The sequence below is a fragment of the Dorea sp. AM13-35 genome, assembly GCF_003473885.1.
Taxonomy (GTDB): Bacteria; Bacillota; Clostridia; order Lachnospirales; family Lachnospiraceae; genus Dorea_D; species Dorea_D hominis.
Genome location: NZ_QUCZ01000008.1, coordinates 170,853 through 177,238, shown reverse-complemented (window position 1 = coordinate 177,238; position 6,386 = coordinate 170,853). Strand labels below are relative to the sequence as shown.

General features: G+C 42.5%; 6 protein-coding genes. All 6 read left to right on the top strand.

Going from position 1 to position 6,386, the window contains the following annotated elements; genetic code table 11:
* Window positions 1-107: 107 nt before the first annotated feature.
* Window positions 108-341, top strand: coding sequence for a helix-turn-helix domain-containing protein (locus DW152_RS10450; protein WP_003431885.1), 234 nt, complete (start codon window positions 108-110; stop codon window positions 339-341).
* A 314-nt stretch (window positions 342-655) separates the two neighbouring features.
* On the top strand, window positions 656-859 hold the full coding sequence (locus DW152_RS10440) for an excisionase (protein WP_002347229.1): 204 nt from the start codon (window positions 656-658) through the stop codon (window positions 857-859).
* Between the two features lie 77 nt (window positions 860-936).
* Window positions 937-2,127, top strand: coding sequence for a site-specific integrase (locus DW152_RS10435; protein ID WP_025489609.1), 1,191 nt, complete (start codon window positions 937-939; stop codon window positions 2,125-2,127).
* A 246-nt stretch (window positions 2,128-2,373) separates the two neighbouring features.
* Complete coding sequence (locus DW152_RS10430; RefSeq protein ID WP_118288570.1) at window positions 2,374-3,381, top strand: deoxyguanosinetriphosphate triphosphohydrolase; 1,008 nt, start codon at window positions 2,374-2,376, stop codon at window positions 3,379-3,381.
* 72 nt (window positions 3,382-3,453) lie between these two features.
* Window positions 3,454-5,223 carry a DNA primase gene (gene dnaG, locus DW152_RS10425; RefSeq protein WP_118288569.1) on the top strand — a complete coding sequence of 590 codons (1,770 nt, stop codon included), beginning with the start codon at window positions 3,454-3,456 and terminating at the stop codon, window positions 5,221-5,223.
* Window positions 5,224-5,261: 38 nt separating this feature from the next.
* Entirely contained in the window at window positions 5,262-6,374 is a 1,113-nt protein-coding gene (gene rpoD / locus DW152_RS10420; RefSeq protein WP_021860698.1) for an RNA polymerase sigma factor RpoD, read from the top strand.
* Window positions 6,375-6,386 lie beyond the last annotated feature (12 nt).

Genomic DNA, 6,386 nt, shown 5'->3' with positions numbered 1-6,386 from the left:
GGTGGCTCTCGCCACACCGGACTGGCGGCTCTGCCGCACCGTAATATTCAGTGCAGAATACAAGCACTAGACAAGTTAAAGCAACTGATTGAGGAGGAAAAAGAAAAATGCCAAAAGAGCTGACACCGACTTTCACGGTTATTTCCAAAGCCTGCGACGGCGACGAAACAGCAATTTCAAAAATCTTGGAATTTTATGACCCATATATCAATCAGTGCTGTATGCGTCCGTTTTACGACGATAACAACAACTTACGTCTTGCGGTAGATTTGGAAATGAAAGGTTTTATCAAAGAAGCGATTATTCGTAAAATCTTAAACTTTGATATTAAACGCTTCTAATTCATATTGGGATTGATTATGCCCGTCTGGTCTTTGACAACTGAATAAAGCAGACAGATACGTTTGTGAGATAGCAAGCCACGGGGACTGTACGCCATGACCTTTCCAAAAGAAAGCGAGCGACCCACGCAGTGATCCGAGAGCGACTGTTGGAATAGTCGTTTTGCCACGACCTATCCTCACAGAATAATGATACGTCCGCATGGTGCGGTTCTGCCCACAAGAATGGGAATAGTTGAGATACTAACGGAGCTTTCCAAAGCCGTTTGTCTGCTTGTAAAAAAATGACACACAGTAAAGGGGGTGCATAGATTATGAACAATACTGATGTGCCTATCTGGGAAAAATATACGCTGACGATTGAAGAAGCGTCTAAATACTTCCGTATTGGCGAAAAGAAATTGCGTAAATTAGCCGAAGAAAATCTTGACGCTGGCTGGGTTATCGTGAACGGTAATCGTATTCAGATTAAGCGAAAACAATTTGAAAAAATCATAGATACATTGGACGAAATCTAATGTCATTGAGCCGTAGATATGGTATAATATTAGTAGCGTATCACGGCTCATTCCATGACGGAAAGGAGCTTTACACTATGTCTAATGTGAAACGAAAAGACAGTAAAAATCGCAATTTGCGTAATGGAGAGAGCCAGCGAAAAGACGGAAGATACGTTTATAAATATACCGATATATACGGAAAGCCACAATTTATCTATTCTTGGAAACTTGTACCGACAGACAAGACACCTGCTGGAAAGCGTGATGATATATCGTTGAGGGAAAAAGAAGCACAGATAAAAAAAGACCTTAACGACGGTATCGACACAGTCGGCGGTAAAATGACAGTCTGCCAGCTCTACGACAAGAAGAACAGTCAAAGAAAGAACATCAAAAGGGCTACTGAAAAAGGACGACAGTATCTTATGAACGCTTTGAAAAATGACCCATTAGGTATGAGGGCGATTGATACGGTTAAGCAGTCGGACGCTAAAGAATGGGCTATCAGAATGAGCGAAAAAGGATATGCCTATAAAACGATTGATAACTATAAACGTTCCTTGAAAGCGTCATTTTACATGGCAATACAAGACGACTGTATCAGAAAGAACCCATTTGAATTTAAGTTAAGTGATGTTCTGGAAGATGATACCGAACAGAAAGTTATCCTTACACCAGAGCAGGAAGAACACCTGCTTGCCTTTATGGAAAAGGACAAGATTTACAGTAAGTATTATGATGAGGTTGTGCTTCTGCTGGAAACGGGACTTCGTATTTCTGAATTTTGCGGACTGACGACGCATATTGATATGCAGAACAGAATACTCAATATAGACCACCAGTTATTGAAAGATAGCGAAATGGGCTACTATATTGAAACACCAAAGACCAAAAACGGAAAACGGGAACTTCCATTGACAGAACGGGCTTATCAAGCAATCCAAAGAATACTAAAGAACAGAGGAAAGGCACAACCGCTGATTGTAGGTGGTTACAGCAATTTCCTATTCCTAAATCGTGAGGGCTTGCCTAAAGTTGCAGGAAACTATGAGGGCATGGTGCGAGGACTGATTAAGAAGTATAACAAGTATCACACGGACAAGTTACCGAACATCACGCCACATTCATTCAGACATACTTATTGTACGAATATGGCAAACAGAGGAATGAACCCAAACACTCTGCAATATCTCATGGGACACGCTAACATAACCATGACACTTGGCTATTATGCACACGGCACATTTCAATCTGCAAAAGCAGAACTGGAAAGGCTGGCTTGTTAATATCGGAGCTTATATTTACTACTCATTTACTACTTTTGGTTGCATTTTCATGCTGGTAAATGCCAGCTTATGCAAGGTATCTTCCGAAAAGAAAATACCGATAAAGCCCTAAAATACGGGATATATCGGCATTTACCAACTTATGAAAAGATAATCAGAAATTTAGTAAGTTTTTATTTTTAAAAGTAATATAGCATTGAAATAGGTTGTTGTAAATATGCGGGAAGAGTCAAGGAGGGTACTGTTATGACGATCAGAGAGCAGCTCGAAGAGCGTGAATTAGAATATTTAAGTTCTTATGCAGCGAAAAGTATTGCATCACGGGGAAGAAAAAGACCGGAACCACAGTGTGATCTCAGACCGGTATTTCAAAGAGACAGAGACCGAATCTTACATTGTAAAGCATTCCGCAGGTTAAAACAGAAGACGCAGGTCTTTCTTTATCCGAAGGGGGATCATTACCGGACAAGACTTACACATACATTGGAAGTATCGCAGAATGCAAGAACAATCGCGAAAGCGCTGAGACTGAACGAAGATCTGGTGGAGGCAATCGCATTGGGACATGATCTGGGGCATACACCGTTCGGACACGCAGGGGAACGTGCGCTTGCCAGTGTCAGTCCATCTGGATTCAGTCATAATATACAGAGTGTGCGTGTAGTAGAATATCTGGAAAAACAGGGACAGGGACTGAATCTGACCTGGGAAGTAGTTGATGGGATTGAAAATCATAAGACTAGTGGAAATCCGCATACGCTGGAAGGACAGATTGTGAGATTGTCGGATAAAATTGCGTACGTCAATCACGATATTGATGATGCGATCCGTGGAGGAATCCTGAGGATAAAAGATATTCCGAAGTGTTATACGGATATTCTCGGAATGACGACAAGAGAAAGGCTGAATACGATGGTGCATGATGTGATCATATCCAGTATGGATCGTGATAAGATCGTGATGTCACCGGAGATCCAGGATGCGATGAGCGGACTCAGAGAATTTTTGTTTGAACGTGTTTATACAAATCAGGATGCAAAAGGTGAGGAAGGAAAAGCCATTCATATGATCACCAGTCTGTATCAGTATTATATGGAACATCTGGAGGCAATGCCGGAAGAATTTCTGACCATTCTGGAAGAACGAGGTGAGCCGGAAGAAATGATCGTGTGTGATTATATTGCTGGAATGACGGATAACTATGCCGTAAAGAAGTTTCAGGAATATTTTATCCCAGAATCTTGGAAATATTAAAAGGAAATCAAAGTTCTTTGTTGAATATTTAGCATGAGGGTATTTTTAAGACAAAGAAAAAGGGCGGAGTATATGTATTATTCTGATGAGATTATAGAGGAAGTCAGATCCCGCAATGACATTGTGGATGTGATTTCCAGCTATGTGAAATTACAAAAAAAGGGCAGCTCTTATTTCGGTCTGTGTCCTTTTCACAATGAGAAGTCTCCATCATTTTCAGTAAGCCGCGGGAAGCAGATGTATTATTGCTTTGGCTGTGGTGCAGGTGGGAATGTATTTACATTTTTGATGGAGTATGAAAATTATACTTTTCAGGAAGCACTGAAATATCTGGCTGACAAGGCCGGGGTAGAACTTCCGGAAACGGAATATTCTGCACAGGCGAAGGAGAGAGCTGATCTGAAGGCAATTCTGCTTGAGATCAATAAGATCGCAGCACAGTATTTTTATGTACAGCTTAAGAGTTCAAAAGGAGAAGCCGGACTTTCTTATTTAAAGAGGCGGGAACTGTCGGATGATACGATTAAGGCTTTTGGGCTGGGATATTCCAATAAGTATAGCGACGATTTGTACCGTTACCTGAAAGAAAGAGGATATAAGGACGAGATGATTGCGAAGGCTGGTTTGATCAGTATTGATGAGCGGCATGGTGCGCATGACAAGTTCTGGAACCGTGTGATGTTCCCAATCATGGATGTGAACAGCCGTGTGATTGGATTTGGCGGTCGCGTGATGGGAGATGCGAAACCAAAATATCTGAACTCTCCGGAGACACTGATTTTTGACAAGAGCAGGAACTTGTACGGATTGAATCGTGCAAGAAGCACAAGAAAGCCATATTTTCTTCTGTGTGAAGGGTATATGGATGTGATTTCGTTGCATCAGGCAGGATTTACCAATGCGGTTGCATCTTTAGGAACTGCATTGACACCGGGACATGCTTCACTGATCAAGCGTTACGTGAAGGAAGTATATCTGACTTACGACAGTGATGAGGCAGGGACGAAAGCAGCACTGCGTGCAATCCCGATTCTTAAGGATGTAGGGATTACGGCAAAGATTATCCGTATGGAACCTTACAAAGATCCGGATGAATTTATCAAGAATCTCGGAGCGGAAGCTTTTGAAGAACGGATTGGCAGAGCAAGGAATGGATTCATGTTCAGCCTGGAAGTTCTGGAGCGGGATTATGATATGCATTCACCGGAAGGAAAGACTGATTTTATGCGGGAAGTTGCAAGACGGCTTGGAGAGTTTGAAGAAGAGATTGAGCGCAATAATTACATAGAAGCTGTTGCGCAGGCATATCACGTGGGATATGAAGAGCTTCGCAAATTAGTTGTGAAGACTGCCGTACAGCAGGGACTGGCAAAGCCGGTTTCCAGACCGAAACAGACACGAAAAGAGAAGAAAGAAGATGGGAATATTACGTCCCAGAAGGTGCTTCTGACGTGGCTGATCGAAGATGAGAATATATTTTCACAGATCTGTAAATACATTTCACCGGAAGATTTTACCGGCGATATATATCGGACAGTTGCTTCTATATTGTATGAACAATATGAGAAACAGCAGGTGAATCCGGCACAGATCATGAATCATTTTACGGATGAGGAAGAACATCGCGAAGTTGCGAGTCTGTTCCATACGAAAATCAAGGAACTGACAACTCTTGGGGAGCAGGAGAAAGCATTGAAAGAAACAATCATCCGTGTGAAGAACCACAGCATTGAAGAGGCAGCAAGGAATCTTGCGCCGACAGATATTGCAGGACTGCAGCGTCTGATGGAAGCAAAACGTCAGCTGCAGGACCTTGAGAAACTGCATATTTCCATTAATTAGGGATAAAATATAAACAAGCAATGAGAGGATGGCATTACATGGACGAACACATGGCAAAATTTGAAGAGAGATTAAAAGAACTGGTGAAGCTTGGAAAGAAGAAAAAAGGGATTCTTGAGATTCAGGAAATCAATGACTTCTTCCATGATATCGATCTGGATTCTGAACAGATGGAGAAAGTATTTGAATATCTGGAAGGACAGAATATCGATGTGCTTCGTATCAGCTCCGATGATGACGATATTGATGATTCGGATATTGTAATCTCAGACGAGGATGAAGTAGATGTTGAGAAGATTGACCTGTCTGTTCCGGATGGAGTCAGCATTGAAGATCCGGTCAGAATGTATCTGAAAGAGATCGGTAAAGTTCCGCTTCTGACAGCGGAAGAAGAAGTAGATCTTGCAAAACGTATGGCAGAAGGCGATGAGAGCGCCAAGAAGAGACTGGCAGAAGCGAACCTTAGACTTGTTGTCAGCATTGCAAAGAGATATGTCGGACGAGGCATGCTGTTTCTTGACCTTATTCAGGAAGGTAACTTAGGTCTGATCAAAGCAGTAGAGAAATTCGATTATCATAAAGGATTTAAGTTTAGTACGTATGCAACATGGTGGATCCGTCAGGCGATTACAAGAGCAATTGCCGATCAGGCAAGAACGATCCGTATTCCAGTGCATATGGTAGAGACGATCAACAAATTGATCCGTGTTTCCAGACAGTTATTGCAGGATTTAGGACGTGAACCTACGCCGGAAGAGATCGCTGCTGAGCTGGACATGCCGGTAGACAGAGTGCGTGAGATCCTTAAGATTTCCCAGGAACCGGTGTCACTGGAAACTCCGATCGGTGAAGAGGAGGACAGTCATCTTGGTGACTTTATTCAGGATGATAATGTACCGGTGCCGGCAGAGGCAGCAGCACAGACCCTTCTTAAAGAACAGCTGGATGAAGTACTGGACACGCTGACGGAGAGAGAACAGAAAGTATTGCGACTGCGTTTTGGTATGAATGACGGACGTGCACGTACACTGGAAGAAGTTGGTAAGGAATTTGACGTTACGCGTGAGCGTATCAGACAGATTGAAGCAAAAGCCCTTCGTAAGCTTCGTCATCCGAGCCGCAGCAGAAAATTAAGAGATTATTTAGACTAAGAAAGAGGCGCC

What these genes read in the sequence shown, in the direction of transcription:
- DW152_RS10450 (WP_003431885.1), top strand. Translation starts at nt 108, where the DNA reads ATGCCAAAAGAGCTGACACCGACTTTCACGGTTATTTCCAAAGCCTGC.
- DW152_RS10440 (WP_002347229.1), top strand. Translation starts at nt 656, where the DNA reads ATGAACAATACTGATGTGCCTATCTGGGAAAAATATACGCTGACGATT.
- DW152_RS10435 (WP_025489609.1), top strand. Translation starts at nt 937, where the DNA reads ATGTCTAATGTGAAACGAAAAGACAGTAAAAATCGCAATTTGCGTAAT.
- DW152_RS10430 (WP_118288570.1), top strand. Translation starts at nt 2,374, where the DNA reads ATGACGATCAGAGAGCAGCTCGAAGAGCGTGAATTAGAATATTTAAGT.
- dnaG (WP_118288569.1), top strand. Translation starts at nt 3,454, where the DNA reads ATGTATTATTCTGATGAGATTATAGAGGAAGTCAGATCCCGCAATGAC.
- rpoD (WP_021860698.1), top strand. Translation starts at nt 5,262, where the DNA reads ATGGACGAACACATGGCAAAATTTGAAGAGAGATTAAAAGAACTGGTG.